Source organism: Pseudomonas sp. MT3 (assembly GCF_054720805.1).
The window spans coordinates 9,949-33,074 of sequence record NZ_JBTVPY010000028.1 but is presented as its reverse complement, the minus strand read 5'-3'; the positions used below and the strand labels follow the sequence as shown (position 1 = coordinate 33,074).

The following is a 23,126-nucleotide window of genomic DNA, read 5'->3' as shown; positions in this document are numbered from 1 at the left end:
ATCAGGGAGTGGGAACGACAGGACGCGGCGGGTAGACCCGCAGCGGCATCAGCGGAATCAGGACGAGCAGGGCGGCGGCCAGGCCGGCCATCGCCAGCAGGGTGTCGGAGGCGGCGAGCACGCCGGCCTGGCCACGTACCTGGCCGGCCAGGCGGTCGATGTTCTCGACGCCGCCCAGTTGCTCCAGGCGCAGGCCGAGGGCATGCGGGACGTTGCCCAGATGATCGACCAGGCGGTTGGAGTGGTAGTGCTCGCGCCAGGTCATCAGGATCGACACCACGGCGCTGCCGAGCACCGCCGAGAAGCCGCGCACGCTGTTGAACCAGGCCGAGGCGAACGGCCCTTCGATGGGCGCGACCACACTGGTGGCGGACATCAGCAGCGGCACCACGGCCATCGGCTGGCCGATGATCTGCAGCGCCAGCAGCCAATAGAAGTTCTCCCGCGTCCACTCGCTGGTCAGTTGGCTCATGCCGAAGGCCGACAGCCCGCACAGGCTGATGCCGATGGCCAGCACCCAGCGGCAGTCGACGCGGGGGATGTTGCACAGTCCGGCGACCAGCGGCAGCGAGATCAATTGCGGCAGTGCCACCAGCAGCGCCATCGGTGCCGATTGCAGTGGGCGATAGCCGTGGGCCGAGGCAAGGTAGGACGCCGGCACCCCGGCGCATGCGCCGAGCACCACCAGCACGCCGGCGAGGGTGATCAGCGAGTGGGTGAAGTTGCGCCGCTTGAGAATGTCCAGACGGTAGAAGGGCAGCGGGTGCGTCCATTCGTTGATGAAAAAAGCCACCAGCAGCCCGGCCCCACCGATCACCAATAGGATGATCAGGTCGGATTCGAACCAGTCCAGGCGTTCGCCCTGTAGCAGGCCCATCACCAGCATCAGGATGCCCGGCAGGCCGAGGGCGAGGCCCAGGTAATCGAACTGGCGCAGGCGCTCCAGGCGCAGCGGGTCCTGTGGGATGCCCCAGGCGACGGCGGCCAGCGCCACCGCGCAGAGCGGGATGACCTGCCAGAACACCCACTGCCAGCCGACGAACTCGGTCCACAGCGCCGCCAGCGGCATGCCCAGGTTGGGCGCGAAGGTGGCGGTCAGCGCGTAGGCGCCCAGGCCGTAGAGCTTGATGCCCGGCGGCAGGAAGCGCAGCGCCACGGTCATCAGCATCGGTGGCATGCAGCCGCCGGCGAAGCCCTGCAGCAGGCGCAGCAGGTAGAGCGTCTCGACGTTCGGCGCGAACGGGCAGAGCAACGCCAGCAGCGCGAAGCAGGCGATGGCGCCGAGGGTGAAGCGGCGCAGCGAGACGGTGACCGAGAACCAGGGCGCGAAGGCCATCGCCGCCACCTGCGCCGCCGAATACAGGGCGAGCAGCCAGGTGCCCTCGTCGTGTCCGATGGCCAGCGCGCCGCGCACGTCGGTCATGGCCAGGTCGGTGACCTTCTCGTTGAGCCCGGCGCTGAGGGACGCGATCAGCACGCCGAGCATGCCGACCACGATGCGCGGACCGAACGTCTGGGCGACGGGCCGGGCGGGTTGCGCGGCCTGCTGTGGAGCGGTGCCGGAAAGCGGGGCGAACGCAGTCACGGACGGCCTCCGCGAAGAGGGCCGCCGCCGCGCCGGGGCGGAGGTGTGCAAGGCATGGGAATGGACTCGGTTGTTTGCGTCGAGTCTAGGGAAGGGCGATAGCTGTGAAAATTGAAATGATTACAATTAATCAGTGCGTCTGGCGCACTGATTGGCGCTCAACTCAGGAGCCCCGAGCTTTCGCGCAGCTCGGTGCACACCCGCTTCACCGTCTGCCGCAGCCAGCAGTGCGCCGGGTCGTTGTCGAAGCGCGGGTGCCAGGCCTGGAGGATCACCACGGACTTCAGCGGCAGCGGAATATCGAACTTGCGCAGGGAAAGGCCCAGGCGGTCGAGGCGCCACAGCGAATGCTCGGCGATGGGCAGCAGCAGGTCGGTTTCCAGCAGGGCGAAGATCGAGGAATGGAAGGTCGGCGCGATCAGGCGGATGTCGCGCTTGAGGCCGAGATTCGCCAGCTCTTCGTCGATCGGGCCGATGGCGCGGCCACGGCGCGAGACGCTGATCTGTGGAAAGGCGGCGAAGCGCTCGGCGGTGATCTCGCCGTCGAAGATCGGGTGGTCGCGCCGTGCCAGGCCGACGAAGCTGGTGGTGAACAGCGTCTGCGTGCGGATTTCCGGCTCCAGGGTCGAGGTGGCGCCGATGTACAGGTCGATGCGGTTCTGCCGCAGGGCTTCGTCGTCGAAGTCCGCTTCCGGTGCGATCCGCAGGCTGCAGCGTGGTGCCTCGTCGCGCATCACCGCCAGCATGCGCGAGGCGAAACCGCCCACCAGCACGTTGTTGGAGCGCAGCACGAAGCAGCGTTCGAGCTGGTCCATCTGCAGGTTTTCCTTGGCGTTGAACAGACGCATGGCCTGTTCCACCAGCTCGCTGACTTCCTCGCGCAACTGCAGGGCGCGCGGCGTGGGCACCAGATTGCGGCCGGCGCGGACCATGATCGGATCGCCTACCGCCTCGCGGATACGCGACAGCGTGCGGCTCATCGCCGGTGGGCTCAGGTGCATGCGCCGCGCGGCGCCGACCACGCTGCCTTCCTCCAGCAGGATGTTGAGGGCGACCAGCAGGTTCAGATCGGGCAGGGCCATGACGACTCCGAAGGGGCAGGGCGGTCCGGACATGTTCCATTTCGACGGGCCTGCCTGGCAAGCGTGCGTTTCATGCAAGGGTCCATTACGTTTTGCGTGTCTTTACGGGGCCCGGCGAGGCCCGAAGAATGCCCCTGGGTTCTTGTTTCGGAAGGAGAGCGGCATGTTCAAACGGATTCTGCTGGCCATCGATGGCGCGGCGCAGTCACCACGGATCATCGCCACGGCGGGGGAGCTGGCGCGTTGCAACGGCGCGGAGCTGCACGTGGTCTGCGCGGTGGACCGCGCCTTCGCCATGCCCCGCCAGGACGTGCTGGAGTACCCGCCGGCGGAGCTGGAGCAACATGAGGCGCAGGTGCTGGTGGATGAGGCGGTGGCGCAGTTGCAGCCGTGCGCCGCTTCCGCTGCCGTGGTGGCGGGCGACCCGGCGCGGGCGATCCTGCGCGAGGCGGAGCGGCTGGCGTGCGACCTGATCGTGATCGGTCATCGGCACCTGGGGCGTATCGAGCGGCTGCTGGACCCGTCGGTGGGGCAGCGGGTGATCGAGCGGGCGCCTTGCCCGGTGCTGGTTGAGGTGCGGGGGGAGTAGAGGCTTTCGCAGGAGCGGACTTCGTCCGCTATCCAGTGCCGTGCTGTTCGCGAGCAAGTTCGCTCCTACAAGTCAGCTCCGGTGCGCTCTTCGTAGGAGCGAGCTTGCTCGCGAACCAACACCCGCACCGTGCTACGGCCCGGAAATCCAGGTGTTGGGTGGGAGCGGTCGCGTGCAAGGCGCGCGAGGGGGGAATGAAAAGCGGCCGCAGCGCCGGGTTGGTCCTGAGCGAGGCCCCGGCGCTGCGACCGTAAGGGTCAACCGCGGCGATGAACGGAACGGCCGTGCGCGAAGGTTTCCTTCACGGTACGGTCGTCGCCGAGGATGACCAGTGCGAAGAGTTTCTCCTCCAGGGTCCTGGCCTGCTGCAGGCGATAGTCCAGCAGCGGGGTGGCCTTGTAGTCGAGGACCACGAAGTCGGCCTCGTTGCCCTGGGCGAAGCTGCCGACCTTGTCCTCCAGCTCCAACGCGCGGGCGCCGCCGAGGGTGGCCAGGTACAGCGACTTGAACGGGTCGAGCTTGATGCCCTGCAACTGCATCACCTTGTACGCCTCGTTCAACGACTGCAGCTGGGAGAAGCTGGTGCCGGCGCCGACGTCGGTGCCCAGGCCGACCTTGACCTTGTGCTTCTCCAGTTTGGCCAGGTCGAACAGGCCGCTACCGAGGAACAGGTTGGAGGTCGGGCAGAAGGCCACGGCCGAACCGGTTTCCGACAGGCGCTGGCATTCGCCGTCGCACAGGTGCACGCCGTGGGCGAACACCGAGCGCGGGCCGAGCAGGCCGTGGTGGTCATAGACGTCCAGGTAGCCCTTGCGCTCCGGGAACAGCTCCTTGACCCACTCGATTTCCTTGAGGTTCTCCGACAGGTGCGTGTGCAGGTACACGCCGGGGTGCTCCTTGAGCAGGCGGCCGGCGGCGTCCAGCTGCTCCGGGGTACTTGTGGGAGCAAAGCGCGGAGTTACCGCGTAGAGCAGGCGGCCCTTGCCGTGCCAGCGCTCGATCAGCGCCTTGCTGTCGATGTAGCTGCTTTCGGCGGTGTCGGTCAGGTAGTCCGGTGCGTTGCGGTCCATCATTACCTTGCCGGCGATCAGGCGCAGGTCGAGCTTCTGCGCAGCGCCGAACAGCGCGTCCACCGACTGCGGGTGCACGGTGCCGAACACCAGCGCGGTGGTGGTGCCGGCGCGCAGCAGTTCCTTGAGGAAGATGCCGGCGACATCGGCGGCATGGGCCGGGTCGGCGAACTGCTTCTCGGTGGGGAAGGTGTAGGTGTTCAGCCAGTCCAGCAGTTGCTCGCCGTAGGAGGCGATCATGCCGGTCTGCGGGTAGTGGATGTGGGTGTCGATGAAGCCGGGGGTGATCAGCGCGTCGCGGTATTCCAGCACGTCGACACCGCCCAGTTGCGGCAGCAGCTCGGCGGCGTGGCCGACGCGGGCGACCTTGCCGTCTTCCACCAGCAGGATGCCGTCCTCGAAGTACTGGTAGGATTTCTCCACACCGACTTCGGCCGGGTCGGCGACGCTGTGCAGGATGCTGGCGCGGTAGGCTTTGGCTTGAGTGCTCATCGATCTCTCTTCAGTCGGGTTTCGGGGCCGGGGCGCTCGCAGGCGCCGGGGCGGGATGGGCGGCGCGGAATAGAGATGCGCCCATGCTACGGAAATTTCAGGCGCCGCTTTCGGCGGTGCGTGCGCGACGGCTCGTGGGTAACAGTTTGGCCACAGTGTTCTCGCCCTTGCCGGTCTGCTGACCGAAGGTGGCGTTGTAGGTGGCGATCACCTCGCCGGCGATGGACACGGCGATCTCCACCGGCAGCTTGCCCTTCACCTCGCCGATGCCCATCGGGCAGCGCATGCGTTGCACGGTGTCGGCGGCGAAACCGCGGTCGCGCAGGCGGTGTTCGAACTTGGCGCGCTTGGTGTCGGAGCCGATCAGGCCGAAGTAGGCGAAGTCGTTGCGTTCGAGGATCCTGGCGGTCAGCTCCAGGTCCAGCGCGTGGTTGTGGGTCATGACGATGAAGTAACTGCCGGCGGGCATCTCGTCGATCTCGTCGATCACGTCCTCGTTGATTACTCGGGTCACGCCTTCGGGGATGCGGTCGGGGAACTCGGCCTCCCGCGAGTCGATCCAGCGCACCTTGCACGGCAGGCTGGCGAGCAGCGGCACCAGGGCGCGGCCGACGTGGCCGGCGCCGAATACGGCGATGTGCGCCTGGGGCTGGCCCATCGGCTCGAACAGCAGCACCGTGGCGCCACCGCAGCACTGGCCGAGGCTGGCGCCGAGGCTGAAGCGCTCCAGTTTCGGCTCGCGCTCGCGGGCCAGGAGCATCTCGCGGGCGATCTGCATGGCCTTGAACTCGAGGTGGCCGCCGCCGATGGTGTCGTAGGCCTTGTCGGCACTGATGACCATCTTCGAACCAGCATTGCGCGGGGTCGAGCCGCGCTCTTCGATGATGGTCACCAACACGCTGGCTTCGGCGCGTTGTTGCAGGTCGGCGAGGGCACTGATCCAGTTCATCGTTGCGAACCTCAAGGGTGGCTTTTCGTAGGAGCGAGCTTGCTCGCGAATGGGCTCCCCGGCGGCTACGTCGCTGGGGCGGTTCGCGAGCAAGGACTAGGCGTCCCCCTCGCTCCTACAGGTTCTTGAAAGGGTGGGGCGCCGCTGACCCGGGGGAGGACGGGATTGGGGACGTCTTCCCGTGCCAGCGGCACCCCATGGTCACATCACGCCGGCTCGACCTGAGCCGGTGCCTTCTCCGCCTGGGCCAGCTTCAGCTTGCGCATCTGCTCCACGCCCCAGAGTACGCGCTCAGGGGTGGCCGGGGCGTCGATCTGCGGCTGGGCGCGATAGTCGGCCAGGCTGGCCACGGCGTCCTTGATCGCGCAGAACACCGAGATGCCCAGCATGAACGGCGGTTCGCCGACGGCCTTGGAATGGAACACCGTCTGCTCCGGGTTCTTGCGGTTCTCCACCAGCTTCACCCGCAGGTCGATGGGCATGTCGGCGATGGCCGGGATCTTGTAGCTCGCCGGGCCGCTGGTCATCAGCTTGCCCTTGGCGTTCCAGACCAGCTCTTCCATGGTCAGCCAACCCATGCCCTGGACGAAGCCGCCTTCCACCTGGCCGATGTCGATGGCCGGGTTCAGCGAGGCGCCTACATCGTGGAGGATGTCGCTGCGCAGCATCTTGTACTCGCCGGTGAGGGTGTCGACGATCACCTCCGAGCAGGACACGCCATAGGCGAAGTAGTAGAACGGTCGGCCGCGCGCCTGGCTGCGGTCGTAGTAGATCTTCGGCGTGCGGTAGAAGCCGGTGGAGGAGAGCGATACCTGGCCGAAGTAGGCCTGCTGGATCAGTTCCTCGAACGGCAGGATAAGGTCGCGCACGCGCACCTGGTTGTTGCGGAACTCGATGTCTTCCTCGGTCACCTTCCAGTGCTTGGCGGCGAATTCCACCAGGCGCTGCTTGATGGTCTCGGCGGCGTTCTGCGCGGCCTTGCCGTTCAGGTCGGCGCCCGACGAAGCGGCGGTCGGCGAGGTGTTGGGCACCTTGTCGGTGTTGGTCGCGGTGATCTGCACGCGGTCGATATCGACCTGGAAGACCTCGGCCACCACCTGGGCGACCTTGGTGTTCAGGCCCTGGCCCATCTCGGTGCCGCCGTGGTTCAGGTGGATGCTGCCGTCGGTGTAGATGTGGATCAGCGCGCCGGCCTGGTTGAGGAAGGTGGCGGTGAAGCTGATGCCGAATTTCACCGGGGTCAGCGACAGGCCTTTCTTCAGCACCGGACTGCTGGCGTTGAACTCGCGGATTTCGGCGCGGCGCTTGGCGTACTCGGCGCTGGCTTCCAGCTCCTCGGTCATCTCCTGCAGCAGGTTGTGTTCCACCTGCTGGTAGTAGTGGGTGACGTTGCGCTCGTCCTTGCCGTAGTAGTTGCGCTTGCGCACTTCCAGCGGGTCCTTGCCGAGGTGGCGCGCGACCGCGTCCATGATCTCCTCGATGGCGACCATGCCCTGCGGACCACCGAAGCCGCGGTAGGCGGTGTTCGACGCGGTGTTGGTCTTGCAGCGGTGACCGTTCACCGTGGCGTTGCCGAGGAAGTAGGCGTTGTCGGAGTGGAACATCGCGCGGTCGACGATGGAGCCGGAGAGGTCCGGCGAGTAGCCGCAGTTGCCGGCCAGCTCGATGTTGATGCCGTGCAGCAGGCCGTCGTCCTCGAAGCCCACGTCGTACTCGACGTAGAATGGGTGGCGCTTGCCGGTCATCTGCATGTCTTCGACGCGCGGCAGGCGCATCTTCGCCGGGCGACCGGTGAGGCGCGCGATCACCGCGCACAGGCACGCCGGGGCGGCCGCCTGGGTTTCCTTGCCGCCGAAGCCGCCGCCCATGCGGCGCATGTCGATGACCACCTTGTTGAAGGAGATGCCCAGCACTTCGGCCACCAGCTTCTGCACTTCGGTGGGGTTCTGCGTGGAGGTGTAGACGATCACGCCACCGTCTTCGGTGGGCATCACCGAGGAAATCTGCGTCTCCAGGTAGAAGTGCTCCTGGCCGCCGATGTGCAGGGTGCCCTGGATACGGTTCGGCGCGGTGGCGAGCTGGCCTTCCGAGTCGCCGATCTTGTGCTGGTGGCTGTCGAGCACGAAGTGTTTCTTGCGCAGCGCTTCGACCACGTCGAGTACCGGCTCCAGGTCTTCGTACTCGATGATCGCGGCCATGGCCGCCTTGCGTGCGGTTTCCAGGCTGTCGGCGGCGACGGCGATGACCATCTGGCCGACGTATTCGACCTTGCCGTCGGCCAGCAGTGGATCGCCCGCGACCACCGGACCGATGTCCAACTGACCGGGCACGTCATCCTTGGTGATGGCGATGGCGACACCGGGGAAGGCGTAGCACGGCGCGGTGTCGATCTTCAGGATGCGCGCATGGGCGCGGTCGCTCATGCGGGCATAGACGTGCAGCTGGTTGGGGAATTCCAGGCGATCGTCGATGTACTGCGCCTCGCCGCTGACGTGCTTGGGCGCGCTCTCGTGCTTGACGCTGCGGCCCACGCCGGTGGTGAGGTCGGCGCGGAACAGTTCGGCGAGTTCTTCCTGGCTCTTCTGGGGCTTATGCATAGTGGGTCACCCGGGTTACGGCCTGAGGGGCTTCCAGTTCCAGGAAGCACTTGCGCAGCAGGTTCTGTGCGGTGAGCAGGCGGTATTCCTTGCTCGCACGGAAGTCGGTGAGCGGGGCGAAGTCCTCGCTCAGAGCCTGCGCGGCACGTTCGAAGGTGGCGCTGTTGAAGGCCTGGCCCAGCAGCGCGGCCTCGCAGGCCTTGGCGCGTTTCGGGATGGCGGCCATGCCGCCGAAGCCAGTGCGCACGGCGGTGATCCTGCCGTCTGCCACGGTGATCTGGATCGCGGCGCAGACGGCGGAGATGTCGTCGTCCAGGCGCTTGGAAACCTTGTAGGCGCGGAACGCCTGGTTGGCCTGCGGACGCGGGATGATCACCTGCTCGATGAACTCGCCTTCCTGGCGCGCGGTGACCTTGTAGTCGATGAAGTATTCATCGATGGGCAGTTCGCGGCGCTCGGAACCCTTGCGCAGCACCAGGCGTGCGCCGAGGGCGATCAGCAGCGGCGGCGAGTCGCCGATGGGCGAGGCGTTGCCGATGTTGCCGCCCAGGGTGCCCTGGTTGCGGATCTGCAGGGAGGCGAAGCGGTGCAGCAGCTCGCCGAAGTCCGGGTAGTCGCGGGCCAGGGTTTCGTAGCAATCGGTCAGCGGGGTGGCGGCGCCGATCTCGATGCGGTCGTCGAAGACTTCGACGCGCTTCATTTCCTCGACGTGGCCGACGTAGATCATCACCGGCAGTTCGCGGTGGAACTGGGTGACTTCCAGGGCCAGGTCGGTACCGCCGGCCAGCAGGCGCGCCTGCGGGTTGGCGGTGTAGATGTCGGCCAGGTCGGCGATGGTCAGCGGCAGCAGGCAGCGCTTGTCGCCGCTGTTGAGCTCTGCGGTTTCGCGCGGGGCGATGGCTTTCAGCTGGGCGATGGTCTCGGCTTCGGCGGCGTCGAACTGGTCCGGCTGCTTCTGGCAGCAGGACTGCTCGGCGGCATCCAGGATCGGACGGTAGCCGGTGCAGCGGCACAGGTTGCCGGCCAGTGCTTCATGGGCTTCGGCCTTGCGTTCCTCGACGCTTTCGCCGGCGCTGTTTTTCTGCAGGGCAAACAGCGACATGACGAAACCCGGGGTGCAGAAGCCGCATTGCGAGCCGTGGCAATCGACCATCGCCTGTTGCACGCCGTGCAGTTCGCCACGGTGCTTCAAGTCATCGACGCTGATCAGCTGCTTGCCGTGCAACGAGGATACGAAGGTGAGACAGGAGTTGAGGGTGCGGTAGCGAATGCGCTCGGCGCCATCTTCGCCCACCAGCTCGCCGACCACGACGGTGCAGGCGCCGCAGTCACCGGAGGCGCAGCCCTCCTTGGTGCCGGTCTTGCCCAGGGTCTGGCGCAGGTAGTTGAGCACGGTGAGATTGGGGTCGAGGCGGTCTTCGACGCGCAGCTCGCGGTTGAGCAGGAACCTGATCAAGGCTTGCCTCCAGGCTGGTTCTTGTTTTTGGTAGGGCACTGGAGGGTGAATCTATGAAAAGCTGACTTTTGAGTCAATAAAAATTCTGTCCAAATGGTCAGAAATTTTTTCGCAGGCGATAAATGGTGCTTTTTGTAGGAGCGAGCTTGCTCGCGAACAGCCGGAATTGCCGGCGAGCGCGGTGCTGGTCGGGCAGGCCAATGCACTCCCTCTGCCTTTGCGAGAGAGTAGGGGGGAGGTGATTCCAGGTAGAAGAGCTTCGCGAGCAAGCTCGCTCCTACCAAAAGCCAAAGCCAATAGCAAAAAAGGCGGCAAGCCGGGGTAAGGGCTTGCCGCCAAGGCGTGGAACGCGCGGATCAGGCTTGTTGGGTGGCGCTCAGCTGGTACTCCTCGCCGGCGTAGTAGGCGCGTACCCGCGGATCCATCACCGCGCGCCAGAGCGGCGGGAACAGCGCGAGGACGATCATCCCGGCATAACCATTGGGCAACTGCGGACTCTCGTCGAAGTGGCGCAGCACCTGATAGCGGCGCTTGGCATTGGCGTGGTGGTCGGAATGCCGCTGCAGGTGGAAGAGGAACAGGTTGGTCAGCAGGAAGTTGCTGTTCCAGGAGTGCTCGTGGGTGGTCCGCTCGTAGCGTCCGGACTCCAGGCGACGACGGTGCAGGCCGTAGTGCTCGACGTAGTTGACGATCTCCAGCAGGGTGAAGGCCATCACCGACTGGCCGATGAAGTACAGCGCGCCGATCCAGCCGAAGGCGACGCTGAAGCCGAGCAGAAACAGCGCGCTGATCGCGTACCACCAGATCAGTTCGTTGCGCCAGTGCAGCGCCGGCAGGCCCTTGCGCTTCAAGCGCTCACTCTCCAGTCTCCAGGCGTTGAGGAAGTTGTGCCTGTAGGCGTGGGGCAGGAAGGCATAGAGGCTCTGGCCGTAGCGCGACGACGAGGCGTCTTCCGGTGTGGAGACGTTGACGTGGTGCCCGCGCACATGCTCGACCTTGAAGCCGGCGTAGCACACCGCCGCCAGCAGCAGGCCGCCGGCGTTCTGTTCCAGTTGTGGGTCCTTGTGGATCAGTTCATGGGACACGGTGATGCCGATGGCCCCCATCACCGTGCCGACGGAGAGAATCCAGCCCAGTTGGCCGATCCAGTTCCACGCGTCATAAGTGGCCAGCACCCAGCCGCCGTAGACCAGCATGCCCAGCAGCAGCGGTACGGTGGCCAGGCTCAGCAGGCGGTAGTAGCCCTCGCGCTCCAGCCGCGGGACGTCCTCCGCCTCATCGGGGTTGGCCGGGTCGCGGCCGACCACGAAATCCAGCAGCGGGATCACTCCGAAGACCACGGTGATCACCAGCCAGGGCCAGGCGTTGGGATACTCGCTGCCGTAGGACCACCAATAACTGACGGGAATGCCGAAGACCGGCACCAGCCAGATCCAGTAACCGGCTTTCTTCAGGCGCAGCGTCCAGGCGGGGGAAAGGAGGGCGAACATGGGCGACTCCCGGTATGTCTTTGTGTAGGATTGTCCGACAATCCTGCGCCTGTTCTGCCCGTCGGGCGCACCAACCTTTGTTCTGTCGCCCACCCGCCAGAGGAGATGGCGCGGTAACACCCTGTGTTACACTTCGCGCCCGCGTCACCCCCTCGAAAAGCGCCCAGATTCTTAAGGACAACCATGACGTTCAAGGCCCCGGACAGCCTGGCTGAGCAGATCGCGCACCACCTTGCCGAACGCATCATCCGGGGCGAACTCAAGGAGCGCGAGCGCATCCAGGAACAGAAGGTCACCCAGACCCTCAACGTCAGCCGCGGCTCGGTGCGCGAGGCGCTGCTGATCCTCGAGCGCCGCCATCTGGTGGTGATCCTGCCGCGCCGGGGTGCGCAGGTGTCCGAGCTCTCCGCCAGCCATGTGGAAAGCCTCTACTCGCTGGTCACCGAGCTCTACATCATGCTCGCCAGCAGCGTGGCCCGGCGCTGGCGCGAAGAGGGCGACCTGCAACCCTTCCTGGCCATCCAGCAGCGCCTGCTGGACAACCTCGAGCGCGGCGATATCAATGCCTTCGTCGAATCCAGCTTCGACATCATGCGCGTCGCCTTCCCGTTCGCCGCCAACCCCTACCTGCAGGAAACCGTGGAAAACCTCCTGCCGGCCATCAGCCGCACCTATCATCTGGCCCTGGAACGCCGCAAAGGCGAAATGAGCCAGTTCATCGGCAGCTTCGAGCAATTGCTCCGCGCCGTGGTCGGACGTGACGAGGCGGCGATCCGCGAGGTGCTGCTCGACTACAGTCGGCGCAACAGCCAACTGGTCCTGGCCGCGCTGGCTGAACGATAAGAGATAGGGGGAGGCGCATGCGGCTCAAGTGCATCAAGCTGGCGGGCTTCAAGTCCTTCGTCGATCCGACGACGGTCAGTTTCCCGAGCAACATGGCGGCCGTGGTCGGCCCCAACGGATGCGGCAAGTCCAACATCATCGACGCCGTTCGCTGGGTAATGGGCGAGAGTTCGGCGAAGAACCTCCGTGGCGAGTCGATGACCGACGTCATCTTCAACGGCTCCAACACGCGCAAGCCGGTAACCCAGGCGTCCATCGAACTGGTGTTCGACAACTCCGACCAGACCCTGCTGGGCGAGTACGCCAGCTACACCGAGATTTCCATTCGCCGCCGCGTCACCCGCGACGGCCAGAACACCTACTTCCTCAACGGCACCAAATGCCGGCGCCGCGATATCACCGACATTTTCCTCGGCACCGGCCTGGGCCCGCGCAGCTACTCGATCATCGAGCAGGGCATGATCTCCAAGCTGATCGAGGCCAAGCCGGAGGACCTGCGCAACTTCATCGAGGAAGCCGCCGGCATCTCCAAGTACAAGGAGCGCCGCCGCGAGACCGAGAACCGCATCCGTCGCACCCAGGAAAACCTCGCGCGCCTGACCGACCTGCGCGAAGAACTGGAGCGTCAGCTGGAACGCCTGCACCGCCAGGCCCAGTCGGCGGAGAAATACCAGGAGTTCAAGGCCGAGGAGCGCACCCTCAAGGCCCAGCTCGGCGCCCTGCGCTGGCGCGACCTGAACGAGCAGGTCGGGCAGAAGGAAAAGGTGATCGGCGACCAGGAAGTGGCCTTCGAGGCGCTGGTCGCCGAGCAGCGCAGCGCCGACGCCAGCATCGAGCGCCTGCGCGACGGCCACCACGAGCTGTCGGAAACCTTCAACCAGGTGCAGGGTCGCTTCTATTCCGTGGGCGGCGACATCGCCCGCGTAGAGCAGAGCATCCAGCACGGCCAGCAGCGCCTGCGCCAGTTGCAGGACGACCTGCGCGAGGCCCAGAAGTCCCGCCAGGAGACCGAATCCCACCTTGGCCACGACCGTACCCTGCTGGCCACCCTGTCCGAGGAACTGGAACGCCTGGCCCCGGAGCAGGAAATCAGCGCCGCCGCCGCCGAGGAAGCCACCGTTGGCCTGGAAGAATCCGAGCTGCGCATGCAGGACTGGCAGCAGCGCTGGGATGCCTTCAACCAGCAGAGCGCCGAGCCGCGCCGCGAGGCGGAGGTGCAGCAGTCGCGCATCCAGCACCTGGAGCAGAGCCTGGAGCGCCAGGGTGAACGCCAGCGCCGCCTGAACGACGAGCGCGCGCAACTGGCCGCCGACCCGGAAGACGCCGCGATCCTCGAGTTGAGCGAACAGGTCGCCGCTATCGAGCTGCTGCTGGACGAGTCACAGATTGAAGAGCAGGAACTGGCCGAACGCCTGGAGCGTGTGCGCCAGTCCTTGCAGGAAAGTTCCGCCGCGCAGCACCAGGCGCAAGGCGAGTTGCAGCGCCTGAATGGCCGCATCGCCTCGCTGGAAGCCTTGCAGCAGGCCGCGCTCGATCCGGGCGACGGCACTGCGCAATGGCTGCGCGATCAGGGGCTGGAGCAGCGTCCGCGCCTCGCCGAAGGGCTGCGTGTGCAGCCGGGCTGGGAGCAGGCGGTGGAAACGGTGCTCGGCGCCGACCTGCACGGCGTACTGCTGGATGATGTGAAGGGGCTGCCGTTCGATGCGCTGGAGAAGGGCGAGCTGCGCCTGCTCGACCTGGCCGCCGGTGCGGTTTCCCGTCCCGGTAGCCTGCTGGACAAGGTCGAGACGAATGTCGACCTGAGCTACTGGCTGGGCCGCGTGCGCCCGGTGGAAACCCTCGACCAGGCGCTGGCGCAACGTGCTTCGCTGGGCGACGGCGAAAGCCTGATCAGCCGCGAAGGCTACTGGGTCGGGCGGAATTTCCTCCGCGTGCGCCGTGGCGAGTCTGCCGATGGCGGTGTGCTGGCACGTGGTCAGGAGCTGGAACGTCTGTATGTCGAGCGCGAAACGCGGGAGCAGCGCCTCGCCGAAATCGACGAACAACTGATGCGCCTGCGCGATGAGCAGCGCCAGGCCGAAGAGGGTCGCGACCAGGTCCGCCGTCGTCTGCAGGACGAAGGTCGTCGCCAGGGCGAGCTGAAGGCACAGCTGTCCGCGCAGCAGGCCAAGGTCGAGCAGTTGACCCTGCGCCGCCGCCGACTGGACGAAGAACTGGCGGAACTGGCCGAACAGCACGCCATCGAGCAGGAACAGCTGGGCGAAGCGCGCCTGAGTTTGCAGGAAGCACTGGATGCGATGGCGGTGGACACCGAGCACCGCGAGTCGCTGCTGGCCGAGCGCGACGGCATGCGCGAGAAGCTCGACCGTATTCGCCAGGAATCCCGCCAGCACAAGGATCATGCTCATCAACTGGCCGTGCGTGTCGGCTCGCTGCGCGCCCAGTACGAGTCCACCCGCCAGGCGCTGGAGCGCCTGGACAGCCAGGCGGTGCGTCTGGTCGAGCGCTGCGAGCAGCTCAACCTCAACCTGGAGGAGGGTGCCGCGCCGCTGGAAGAGCTGCGCATGCGCCTGGAGGAGTTGCTCGACCGGCGCATGGCGGTGGAGGACGAACTCAAGCACGCGCGTCTGGCCCTGGAGGACGCCGACCGCCAGTTGCGCGATGCCGAGAAGCGCCGCACCCAGGCCGAACAGCAGTCGCAACTGCTGCGCGGCCAGCTGGAGCAGCAGCGCATGGAGTGGCAGGCCCTGAGCGTGCGGCGCAAGTCGCTGCAGGAGCAGCTCCACGAGGACGGCTACGACCTGCACGGCGTGCTCGGCACGCTGCCGCACGATGCCGCCGAGAAGGTCTGGGAAACCCGCCTGGAAGAACTGGCCGCGCGCATCGGGCGCCTGGGCCCGATCAACCTGGCGGCCATCGAGGAATACCAGCAGCAATCCGAGCGTAAACGCTACCTGGACGACCAGAACGACGACCTGGTGGAAGCGCTGGATACCCTGGAAAACGTGATCCGCAAGATCGACAAGGAAACCCGCAACCGCTTCAAGGAAACCTTCGACCAGATCAATGCTGGCCTTCAGGCATTGTTCCCCAAGGTTTTCGGCGGCGGTCACGCTTATCTGGAACTTACCGGCGAGGATCTACTCGATACCGGAGTGGCGATCATGGCGCGCCCGCCGGGCAAGAAGAACAGCACCATCCATCTGCTGTCCGGCGGCGAGAAGGCCCTGACCGCCCTGGCACTGGTATTCGCGATCTTCCAGCTGAACCCGGCACCGTTCTGCATGCTCGACGAAGTCGATGCGCCGCTGGACGATGCCAACGTCGGCCGCTATGCGCGGTTGGTGAAGGAAATGTCGGAGAAAGTGCAATTCATCTATATCACCCACAACAAGATCGCGATGGAGATGGCCGATCAATTGATGGGGGTGACGATGCACGAACCGGGATGTTCGCGACTGGTGGCCGTGGATGTCGAGGCGGCGGTGGCGCTGGCCGAAGCCTGATGTGGATACAACTTGCAAGGCGCTATCGGAATACTACGCTACGCTTGTAAGACGTTGATTATATTGAGGTAGCCATCGCGCCAAGGATGAACTCGCGATAGGCTATGAAAAGTTGCAAAGACCAGGGCGGAGTGTCGCCACAAGCAGTGTAAAGTTGTGTGCGAGCGTGTTAGCTTAATGCCCACTTTTGTATCGCGTGGAAAACATCAGTCAGAACATGAAGTTGGCTCCACGTTTTCAAGGGATAGGATGTCCTTTTCTTCATCATCATTTTTTGTTCAGGGGCTACGGGATTAGATGGATATCGGTCTGCGCGAATGGCTGATCGTCATTGGGCTTATCGTGATCGCCGGCATTCTGTTCGACGGCTGGCGTCGTATGCGGGGTGGCAAGGGCAAGTTGCGCTTCAAACTGGATCGCCACTTCGCCAACCAGCCTGACGATGGGGATGATAGCAACCCCGAACTGCTCGGGCCGTCCCGCGTGGTCGAGCACCGCGAGCCGGCGCTCGACGAGGAAGACCTGCCCAAGGTCAGCGCCAGGGAGTCGCGCGGCAAGCGCCGCGGCGAGCCGCGCCAGGGCGATCTGAACCTGGACGATCCGGCGCCGAACCTGCTCGGCCCGCTGGACGAGGAGGATTTCCCCAACCCGCTGGCCGAAGCGCCGCAGGAGAAGGAAAAGCCCAGGAAGGAGCGCAAGAAGGACAAGGAGCGCGCCGCCGCACCGGCTGCTGCCTCCGCGCCTCTCGCCCCGGTCGAGGAAGTGCTGATCATCAACGTCATCAGCCGCGACGAGAACGGCTTCAAGGGCCCGGCGCTGCTGCAGAACATCCTCGAAAGCGGCCTGCGCTACGGCGAGATGGATATCTTCCACCGTCACGAGAGCATGGCCGGCAACGGTGAAGTGCTGTTCTCGATGGCCAACGCGGTCAAGCCGGGCACCTTCGATCTGGACAACATCGACCAGTTCAGCACCCGCGCGGTGAGTTTCTTCCTCGGCCTGCCGGGCCCGCGCCATCCCAAGCAGGCGTTCGACGTGATGATCGCCGCCGCCCGCAAGCTGGCCCAGGAACTCAACGGCGAGCTGAAGGACGAGCAGCGCAGCGTGATGACCGCTCAGACCATCGAGCACTACCGCCAGCGGATCATCGACTTCGAGCGGCGCGCGCTGACCCAGAAGCGCTGATCCTGATACGAAAACCGCAGCGACAAGCAACAGGCCCCAAGCTGCAAGCCCTAGCGCTTGGCTTGGGGCTTTGCTTTTCTTTAGGGCTCCTGTCCTGCCGCTTACAGCTTGCAGCTTGAGGCTTCCCCAATGACCGATTCCCAGACCGCTGCCGAACGCATCGCCCAGTTGCGCAGCGAGCTCGACGACCACAACTACCGTTACTACGTGCTCGACGAACCGAGCGTGCCGGACGCCGAATACGACCGCCTGTTCCGCGAGCTGAAAGAACTGGAAGCCGAGCATCCCGAGCTGATCACCGCGGAGTCGCCGACCCAGCGCGTTGGCGGTGCGGCCGCCTCGGCCTTCGGTGAGGTGCGCCACGAAGTGCCGATGCTCAGTCTGGGCAACGCCTTCGAGGAGCAGGACCTGAGCGACTTCGACCGCCGCGTGCGCGAAGGCCTGGCCGACCAGTTGCCGTCCTCTGACCTGTTCGGCGGTGGCGTCGACGTGGAATACAGCTGCGAGCCCAAGCTCGACGGCCTGGCGGTCAGCCTGCTGTACGAGAATGGCCTGCTCACCCGTGGCGCCACCCGTGGCGACGGCACCACCGGCGAAGACATCAGCACCAACGTGCGCACCATCCGCAATGTGCCGCTGCGCCTGAAGGGCGACGGCTGGCCGGCAGTGCTGGAAGTGCGCGGCGAGGTGTTCATGTCCAGGGCTGGCTTCGACGCGCTCAACGCGCGGCAGATGGAAGCCGGCGGCAAGACCTTCGCCAACCCGCGCAATGCCGCCGCCGGCAGTCTGCGCCAGCTGGATTCGAAGATCACCGCCAGCCGTCCGCTGGAATTCTGCTGCTACGGCTTCGGCCGGGTCGAGGGCGGTGTGCTGCCGGATACCCAGGTCGGTATCCTCGAAGCACTCAAGGGCTGGGGGATCCCGATCAGTCGCGAGCTGAAGCTGGCCAAGGGTGTCGAGGGCTGCCGCGCCTACTACGAAGACATCGGCAGCCGCCGCGACAGCCTCGCCTACGAGATCGACGGCGTGGTGTTCAAGGTCAACCGCATCGACTTCCAGCGCGAACTGGGCTTCCGCGCCCGCGAGCCGCGCTGGGCCATTGCCCACAAGTTCACGGCCCGCGAGGAGCTGACCGAACTGCTTGACGTGGAGTTCCAGGTCGGTCGCACCGGCGCGGTGACGCCCGTGGCGCGCCTGAAACCGGTGCAGGTGGCTGGCGTGACCGTATCCAACGCCACCCTGCACAACATGGACGAGGTCGCCCGCCTGGGCCTGATGATCGGCGACACCGTAATCATCCGCCGCGCCGGCGACGTGATCCCGCAGGTGATGCAGGTGGTGACCGAGCGCCGCCCGGCGGACGCCCGCCCGGTGGAAATCCCCACCCAGTGCCCGGTGTGTGGCTCGCAGGTCGAGCGCACCCAACTGGTCAAGCGCAGCAAGGGCAAGGAATCGGTCAGCGAGGGCGCCATCTACCGCTGCGTCGGCCGGCTGTTCTGCCAGGCGCAGCTCAAGCAGGCGATCATCCACTTCGTCTCGCGCCGCGCGATGGACATCGACGGCCTCGGCGACAAGATCGTCGAGCAACTGGTGGACAAGGGCCTGGTGAAGTCCCCGGCCGACCTCTACACCCTGACATTCGAGCAGGTCATCGAGCTGGAAGGCTTCGCCGAAGTTTCCACGCGCAACCTGCTCGCCGCTATTGCCGACAGCCGCAAGCCCACCCTGGCGCGCTTCGTCTTCGCCCTGGGCATTCCGGACGTGGGCGAGGAGACCGCCAAGCTGCTGGCGCGCTCCCTGGGCTCGCTGGCGCGCATCCAGAAGGCTTTGCCGGAAGTGCTCACCTATCTGCCGGACGTCGGCGGCGAGGTGGCCTACGAGATCCATAACTTCTTCGATGACGAGCACAACCGCAGCGTCATCGCCGAGCTGCTCGCCCCCGAGCATGGCGTGCAGTTGCAGGACGAGGGCGAGGTCTCCGCCGAGTTCGCTGCCGTTGCCACGCTGGCGGGCTTCATCGACAAGCTGAATATCCCCTTCATTGCCGCCACCGGCGCCGAGAAGCTGGCTGACCGGACCGGCAGCCTCGACGCGCTCGTCACCCTCAGCCAGGACTGGCTGGACCTCAGCACCCTCAAGGGGGTGAACGAGAAGGCCAGGCAGTCGGTGCGCGAGTATTTCGCCAACGCTGTGCGTGTGGAGCGTGCCAAGGCTGTCGAAGCGCAGCTGGTAGAGTTCGGCATGCACTGGCGCAGCGAGCGCAAGGTGGTCGAAGGTCTGCCACTGGCCGGCCAGACCTGGGTGCTCACCGGCACGCTGGAGGCCATGAGTCGCGACGTCGCCAAGGAAAAGCTCGAAAGCCTGGGCGCCAAGGTGGCCGGTTCGGTCTCGGCCAAGACCCATTGCGTCGTTGCCGGACCGGGAGCGGGTTCGAAGTTGGTCAAGGCCCAGGAACTTGGCGTCGCCGTGATGGACGAAGAGCAACTGATCAGGCTGCTGGCCGATCACGGTATCGGCGTCTGACAAGCATTCATCAAGATCAACGTATCAAGGAGTCAATCCATGCCCATGACCAAGGACCAACTGGTTCGCGATATCGCCGAATCCCTCGACCTGACCCAGGCCGCCGTGCGCGGCGTGTTCGAGCAGTTGGCGCAGATCGCCCAGGACGCCCTGGAAAATGACGGCGAGCTGACCCTGCCGGGTATCGGCAAGCTCAAGGTCAGCGAGCGCGCTGCCCGTACCGGCCGCAACCCGCAGACCGGCAAGACCATCCAGATCGCCGCGAAGAAGTCGGTGCGCCTGGTGCCCGCCAAGGCCCTGGTCGACAGCCTGAACTGATCGGCAGGCCCGTTCCGCACAATGGGGCGGGCTGTCCGCTAGCGGAGAGCGAGATGGACAAGGCAAGAAAACAGCGCCTGCTCGGCGTGGCGGCACTGGTGCTGCTGTTCGGGGCCTACGTGGCCTGGACCGAGCGCCCGCAGATCGTCCTTCACTACGAGGGGCAGGGCGGGCCGGCGGTGAGCTACAGCTTCAAGGAAAATGGTGAGGAACGCCTGGCAGGAGAGATCAAGCCGGGCGAGGCGCGCGCATTCCCGCTGCGCCTGTGGCGCTCGGGCGAGTACCGCGTGGCCTTCCAGTTCCACCAGGGCGCGGAGCGCTATTCCACGTTCAGCACCCGTCCGGGCTACAGCAAGATGGACCTGTTCATCGGGCCGAACCTGGAAGTCTCCACCCAGCCCCGGCCCGAAGGATTGCTGCAGGCGCAGTGAGTCCCGTTACAGGTACTCGGCCACCAGCACCAGGTTGCGTTCGGCGCCAGCGGCGGCGCCTGCCGTCATGGCGCGAATGACCCTGTCGGTGCCGCCAGTGGTGGTGACCGCCGGGCCCAGTGCGCGCCCTTTCGTGTCCGTCAGCTGATAGTGCTTGCTGGGCAGTGCGCCCCGTGGCTCGTTGAGTTGCAGGAACATTGTCTGGTTGCATTGGCGTACCTGCACCTGGGCACTGCTGGCGGTCGAGCTCCCCAACTGGAGCTGGCAGCCGTCCTCGACGACGGCACCGGTGAACCGGACCATGCCATCGGCGGCCAGGAGCTGGCCACTGAAAAGCGTGGCCAGGAGCGTGGTGGATCGCAGGGCAATAGACATATCGGCATTCCTCGCTCGGTATTGGCCGCCCCTCATGGGCGGCCATGTTCCTAAGCGTCGGCCTAGTCGGGTGTTTCTCAATGAGTTGTAGGGTGATTCCCTTACTTTTCAGGGCGATTCGTGATGCTGATCGGGAATTGCTTGAAGGACGCACCTAAGTGCTTGAAGTACTTGTAACTTGCGAACAAGCCGCTACAATGGCGCGGCTCGCCGAACTGGCGAGATTCGCGATGGTGGCCCTGTCGGTCCCCCCGCAACGATTACTCGCTTACCTGGTCAGGTCCGGAAGGAAGCAGCCAAGGCGGGGACATTGTGTGCCGGGGTGTGGCTGACGGGGCCGCCTCCATTTCAGGGTCAGGAAAATCGCTCCGCCGTCCCGGGTGTCGAGCTTTTGCCTTGCCCTTGATGGTGCGGCCCCCTCAACGATAGTGGCTGAGGATGCGCTCGATCTCTCCGGAAGCCTTCAGCGCCGCCAACGCCGCCAGCACCTCGTCCGTGGACGTTTCCGGGCTGTCCAGCACCATGCACGACAGCGGGGTTTCCTCGATGATGCTGGCGGGTGTCAGCCGCTGGCTCTGCGGCAACGAGCGGTTGAACCAGTCCAGGGCGATTTCGCTGCTGATCGCGTACTGGTAACGGCCAATCTGCAGCTTCTTCAGTACCAGTTCCTGATTGCGCGCTTCATCGCGGGTTGCTCGGCCGCTTTCCAGCAGCGGCTGCAGGCGCGGGTAGTGGTAGCCGAGCACGGTGCCAACGGCCTGGCCGGATAGGCTCTGCAGGTCGCCCTTGAGGCCGGCGCGACTGACCAGCACGTCGCGCTGCATCATCAGCGGCACGCTCCAGCGGTAATCGTGGAAGTCGTGTTCGGTCCAGGCCGGTGCGACGTAGCAGCGCACGTCCACCGCGTGGCTGAGCAGCGCCTGCTCCACGCGGGCGCGGGGCAGGATATGGAAGACCGGCGTCCGATGCACCTGGCGGGCGGTTTCGGTGAACAACTCGAAGAGAATACCGCCGGTCAGCTTGTCGTCTTCGATTCGCGCCAGGGGCATCGCCCAGCTGTCGACCACCGAGAAGCGCAGGGGGCGGTCCTCGGCAAGGGTGACGGCAGAGCTCAACAGCAGGACGATGGCGAGCAGGCGCATCTAGACTCCGATGGCGGCGTAGTGGCGACACAATGCCTGTACGGGTCGGGCCTTGCCAAGATGTACCAAAGGCCAGAGCGGACATCGGGTGCAATTTACGGTCCGCTTCGCTAGGATTAGCCCACTTCTGCTCACCTGTCGCGATGGATATCAATGAGTTATCAGGTTCTTGCCCGCAAATGGCGTCCGCGTTCGTTCCGCGAAATGGTCGGCCAGACCCATGTGCTCAAGGCCCTGATCAACGCGCTGGACAACCAGCGCCTGCACCACGCCTACCTGTTCACCGGTACCCGCGGGGTGGGCAAGACCACCATCGCGCGGATCCTGGCCAAGTGCCTGAACTGCGAGAACGGTGTCAGCTCGACCCCGTGCGGGCAGTGTTCGGTGTGCCGCGAGATCGATGAGGGGCGCTTCGTCGACCTGATCGAAGTGGACGCCGCCAGCCGTACCAAGGTCGAGGACACCCGCGAGCTGCTCGACAACGTGCAGTATTCGCCGACCCGCGGGCGCTACAAGGTGTACCTGATCGACGAAGTGCACATGCTCTCCAGCCACAGCTTCAACGCCCTGTTGAAGACCCTGGAGGAGCCACCGCCCCACGTGAAGTTCCTGCTCGCCACCACCGACCCGCAGAAGCTGCCGGTGACCATCCTCTCGCGCTGCCTGCAGTTCTCCCTGAAGAACATGCCGCCGGAGCGGGTGGTGGAGCACCTGACCCATGTGCTGGGCGCCGAGAACGTGCCGTTCGAGGACGATGCGCTGTGGCTGCTCGGTCGTGCCGCCGACGGCTCCATGCGTGACGCCATGAGCCTCACCGACCAGGCCATCGCCTTCGGTGAAGGCAAGGTGCTGGCCGCCGACGTGCGCGCCATGCTCGGTACCCTGGATCATGGGCAGGTCTACGGCGTGCTCCATGCGTTGCTCGAAGGCGATGCCCGCGCACTGCTGGAAGCCGTCCGCCACCTGGCCGAGCAAGGCCCGGACTGGGGCGGTGTGCTGGCCGAAATGCTCAACGTGCTGCATCGCGTGGCCATCGCCCAGGCGCTGCCCGAGGCGGTGGACAATGGCCAGGGCGACCGCGACCGCGTGCTGGCGCTGGCCCAGGCGCTGCCCGCCGAGGACGTGCAGTTCTACTACCAGATGGGCCTGATCGGCCGCCGCGATTTGCCGCTGGCGCCCGATCCCCGTGGCGGCTTCGAGATGGTGCTGCTGCGCATGCTGGCGTTCCGCCCGGCCGATGCCGACGGCGCGCCCAGGTCGCCACTAAAGGATCTGGGGATCAGCAAGGCCACGGCTGATTCCAACCCGAACCCAGTGGCCGGCGCCGCCGTTGCAGCGCCGGTTGCATCCATTGCTCCGCCGCCTGTTGCGCCTGCGCCGGTCGCTCCCGTAGCTCCGGTCGCCGAGGTTGCGCCGGTCGTTGCCGCGCCGCAGCCTCAAACGGCTCCGGCTCCGGCTCCGGCTCCGGCTCCGGCTCCGGCTCCGGCTCCGGC

At 65.7% G+C, this 23,126-nt stretch carries 17 protein-coding genes and 1 other RNA gene; 9 read left to right on the top strand and 9 right to left on the bottom strand.

Translation table 11 applies throughout. From position 1 onward, the window contains the following. Position 1: 1 nt before the first annotated feature. Together ACYCAX_RS23205 and ACYCAX_RS23200 are read right to left on the bottom strand one after the other, a co-directional pair. Positions 2-1,585: an MFS transporter gene (locus tag ACYCAX_RS23205; protein WP_460248930.1), complete on the bottom strand. Its 1,584-nt coding sequence runs from the start codon at positions 1,583-1,585 to the stop codon at positions 2-4. A gap of 158 nt (positions 1,586-1,743) precedes the next feature. Then, on the bottom strand, positions 1,744-2,667 hold the full coding sequence (locus ACYCAX_RS23200; RefSeq protein WP_294979507.1) for a LysR family transcriptional regulator: 924 nt from the start codon (positions 2,665-2,667) through the stop codon (positions 1,744-1,746). Between the two features lie 163 nt (positions 2,668-2,830). Here ACYCAX_RS23200 and ACYCAX_RS23195 point away from each other — a divergent pair, with 163 nt between their 5' ends. Beyond that, positions 2,831-3,256 (top strand): universal stress protein, encoded by a 426-nt coding sequence (locus ACYCAX_RS23195; RefSeq protein ID WP_294979509.1) that lies wholly within the window; start codon positions 2,831-2,833, stop codon positions 3,254-3,256. 257 nt (positions 3,257-3,513) lie between these two features. Here ACYCAX_RS23195 and guaD read toward each other — a convergent pair whose 3' ends face one another. The 5 genes from guaD to ACYCAX_RS23170 all read right to left on the bottom strand — a co-directional run bounded on the left by guaD (position 3,514) and on the right by ACYCAX_RS23170 (position 11,310). Further along, a complete protein-coding gene (gene guaD, locus ACYCAX_RS23190; protein ID WP_294979512.1) occupies positions 3,514-4,818 on the bottom strand; it encodes a guanine deaminase in 1,305 nt (434 codons plus the stop codon). A 97-nt stretch (positions 4,819-4,915) separates the two neighbouring features. Beyond that, a complete protein-coding gene (gene xdhC / locus ACYCAX_RS23185; RefSeq protein WP_015477791.1) occupies positions 4,916-5,767 on the bottom strand; it encodes a xanthine dehydrogenase accessory protein XdhC in 852 nt (283 codons plus the stop codon). 206 nt (positions 5,768-5,973) lie between these two features. After that, a complete protein-coding gene (xdhB, locus tag ACYCAX_RS23180) occupies positions 5,974-8,364 on the bottom strand; it encodes a xanthine dehydrogenase molybdopterin binding subunit (protein ID WP_460248927.1) in 2,391 nt (796 codons plus the stop codon). Then, positions 8,357-9,820 carry a xanthine dehydrogenase small subunit gene (gene xdhA, locus ACYCAX_RS23175; protein ID WP_460248926.1) on the bottom strand — a complete coding sequence of 488 codons (1,464 nt, stop codon included), beginning with the start codon at positions 9,818-9,820 and terminating at the stop codon, positions 8,357-8,359. The genes xdhB and xdhA overlap by 8 nt, the downstream gene beginning before the upstream one ends. A 356-nt stretch (positions 9,821-10,176) precedes the next feature. Next, a complete protein-coding gene (locus tag ACYCAX_RS23170; RefSeq protein WP_294979520.1) occupies positions 10,177-11,310 on the bottom strand; it encodes an alkane 1-monooxygenase in 1,134 nt (377 codons plus the stop codon). 183 nt (positions 11,311-11,493) lie between these two features. Here ACYCAX_RS23170 and ACYCAX_RS23165 point away from each other — a divergent pair, with 183 nt between their 5' ends. The 6 genes from ACYCAX_RS23165 (at position 11,494) to ACYCAX_RS23140 (ending at position 20,116) form a co-directional block, all read left to right on the top strand. Beyond that, positions 11,494-12,153 carry a GntR family transcriptional regulator gene (locus tag ACYCAX_RS23165; RefSeq protein ID WP_015477787.1) on the top strand — a complete coding sequence of 220 codons (660 nt, stop codon included), beginning with the start codon at positions 11,494-11,496 and terminating at the stop codon, positions 12,151-12,153. 17 nt (positions 12,154-12,170) lie between these two features. Further along, positions 12,171-15,659, top strand: coding sequence for a chromosome segregation protein SMC (smc, locus tag ACYCAX_RS23160; RefSeq protein ID WP_460248924.1), 3,489 nt, complete (start codon positions 12,171-12,173; stop codon positions 15,657-15,659). Between the two features lie 297 nt (positions 15,660-15,956). Further along, positions 15,957-16,844, top strand: a complete 888-nt coding sequence (gene zipA / locus ACYCAX_RS23155) for a cell division protein ZipA (RefSeq protein WP_294977132.1) — start codon at positions 15,957-15,959, stop codon at positions 16,842-16,844. A gap of 129 nt (positions 16,845-16,973) precedes the next feature. Then, positions 16,974-19,367: an NAD-dependent DNA ligase LigA gene (gene ligA / locus ACYCAX_RS23150; RefSeq protein WP_460248923.1), complete on the top strand. Its 2,394-nt coding sequence runs from the start codon at positions 16,974-16,976 to the stop codon at positions 19,365-19,367. 39 nt (positions 19,368-19,406) lie between these two features. Next, complete coding sequence (locus tag ACYCAX_RS23145; RefSeq protein ID WP_015477783.1) at positions 19,407-19,685, top strand: HU family DNA-binding protein; 279 nt, start codon at positions 19,407-19,409, stop codon at positions 19,683-19,685. A gap of 53 nt (positions 19,686-19,738) precedes the next feature. Then, positions 19,739-20,116, top strand: a complete 378-nt coding sequence (locus ACYCAX_RS23140) for a hypothetical protein (protein ID WP_015477782.1) — start codon at positions 19,739-19,741, stop codon at positions 20,114-20,116. A gap of 6 nt (positions 20,117-20,122) precedes the next feature. Here the strand turns inward: ACYCAX_RS23140 and ACYCAX_RS23135 are convergent, their stop codons facing one another. Beyond that, the gene (locus ACYCAX_RS23135) at positions 20,123-20,491 is read right to left on the bottom strand and encodes a fimbrial protein (protein ID WP_015477781.1); all 369 of its coding nucleotides are present in this window, start codon (positions 20,489-20,491) and stop codon (positions 20,123-20,125) included. A 240-nt stretch (positions 20,492-20,731) separates the two neighbouring features. On the opposite strand from ACYCAX_RS23135, the gene ffs reads away from it, so the two are divergent. After that, positions 20,732-20,828: signal recognition particle sRNA small type (gene ffs, locus ACYCAX_RS23130), an RNA gene on the top strand. 82 nt (positions 20,829-20,910) lie between these two features. Here the strand turns inward: ffs and ACYCAX_RS23125 are convergent. After that, on the bottom strand, positions 20,911-21,633 hold the full coding sequence (locus ACYCAX_RS23125) for a type 2 periplasmic-binding domain-containing protein (RefSeq protein WP_015477777.1): 723 nt from the start codon (positions 21,631-21,633) through the stop codon (positions 20,911-20,913). A gap of 153 nt (positions 21,634-21,786) precedes the next feature. Between ACYCAX_RS23125 and dnaX the strand changes: the two genes are divergently transcribed. After that, positions 21,787-23,126 (top strand): DNA polymerase III subunit gamma/tau (gene dnaX, locus ACYCAX_RS23120; RefSeq protein ID WP_460248922.1); only part of this gene is annotated, 1,340 nt, incomplete at its 3' end.